The following is a 1609-nucleotide window of genomic DNA, read 5'->3' on the forward strand; positions in this document are numbered from 1 at the left end:
GGCTCTTACAGAGCAAGGATAGATCAAGAAAGCCTCATGAAAGGGCGGTTGTCAGATCAAGGACAAAAGTCATCGTTCTGATCCACAACAGAAGGCTTGCGTTTTCTATGCATTCTTTTGTGACTCAACAGGGCTTGAGCATTCTTGTAGACCTTACCGCATGGCTGCGGTTGACCATTCTGCCGAACCACGGTGACATCACAGCTTTGTTGCTCGTTGTGGTATATGGATTTGTGAACTGACAGGCTGTTAGTATTCTTGAAGACCTTACCGCATGGCCGCACCCGGCCATCCTCCCTGATTACGGCCACGTCACAGGTCTTTTTCCCGGTGTGCAGTCCGCTCTTGTGAGTGGACAGAGCTGCGGCATTTCTGCAGACCGTCCAGCAGGGCCGTTGCAGACCATCACTCCCGATCACGGGCATATCACAAATTTTTTGCCTTGTGTGTTCTCTGCGTTTGTGATCCGAAAGGTCTTTACCGCTCTTGCAGACCTTTCCGCACGGCCACGGCTGGCCATCTTCCCCGATCTCGGTCACGTCACAGGCTCGTTGCCCAGTGTGGTATCCACCTTTGTGATCCGACAGGGCTTGAACATTCTTGCAGACTTTTCCGCATGGCCCCGACTGACCATCTTCCCCGATCACGTTCACGTCACAGGTTTGTTCCCCTGTGTGGTGCCTTCTTTTGTGAGCCCAAAGGGCTTTAGCATTCTTGCAGACTTTTTTGCACGGCGTCGGCTGGCCTCCCTCCTCGACCACGTGCTCATAACAGGTTTGCTGCCCCGTGTGGTCTCTTTCTTTGTGATACGCCAGGGCATTAGCATTCTTGCAGACCGTCCCGCACGGATACAGTTGACCATCCTCCCCGACCATCGTCAGATCACAGGTTTTTTGCCCAGAGTGGGAGCTGCCTTTGTGACGCGACAGTGATTTTGCATTCTTGAAGACCTTCCCACATTCCAGCATCTGGCCATCATCCCTGAATATTATCAAGCCGCAAATGGCTTGCCCGGCAGGGACGTTTTTATTGATTTTCCCTGCAACCATCGTGTCTATGGCGACCCCGTTAACAGGGTGGCAAATAAAACAGTATTTATTGGCCAAATGAGGGCATGAGCTTTGTCCGGGCGTCGCTGCTGTGTGGTCTGTCCAACCTTCTTCAAGATCGGGCGCTCTGCCATCGGATGAACCGGAAAACTGCCGGAATTGACAAGCCCCATGACAGGGATGAACGAAACAATTCAAGCTCAAAGTATGTGGCTGTCGTTCAGGGGCTCCATTATCCCCGCCAGAATCAGAATAAAGAAGGCTAGTGAAAAAGCCTATGGGTTGAGGGAGGGCTTCCTGCCCGGATGATTCTGATGGCGGGTTGGGTTGTTGGACGTGTCCGGAGCCAGACATCATAGCGGTGATCGTAAACGTGTGGTCCTGACTGGTCCCAAGAAGTTCCACAGAGTTAAACGACGGTGAGTCGAGTTTCCAATAGCTTTTTAAAAGCGAACCGACAAAGGCAACATCTTTTACAGAGATCCCTGAATAAGGGTTGGAGCATAGTGGAGTGTCTTTGGTGTCGACAATAAAACGTTCTGTCAACGGTTCGGCCTGAC

At 51.8% G+C, this 1609-nt stretch carries 1 protein-coding gene; it reads right to left on the minus strand.

Features of this window, described 5'->3' with window-relative positions; genetic code table 11:
• Positions 1-56 precede the first annotated feature (56 nt).
• A partial coding sequence (locus KDK18_RS08500) for a hypothetical protein (RefSeq protein ID WP_257254477.1) occupies positions 57-1609 on the minus strand: 1553 nt, incomplete at its 5' end.

Source organism: Endozoicomonas sp. SESOKO3 (genome assembly GCF_024606255.1).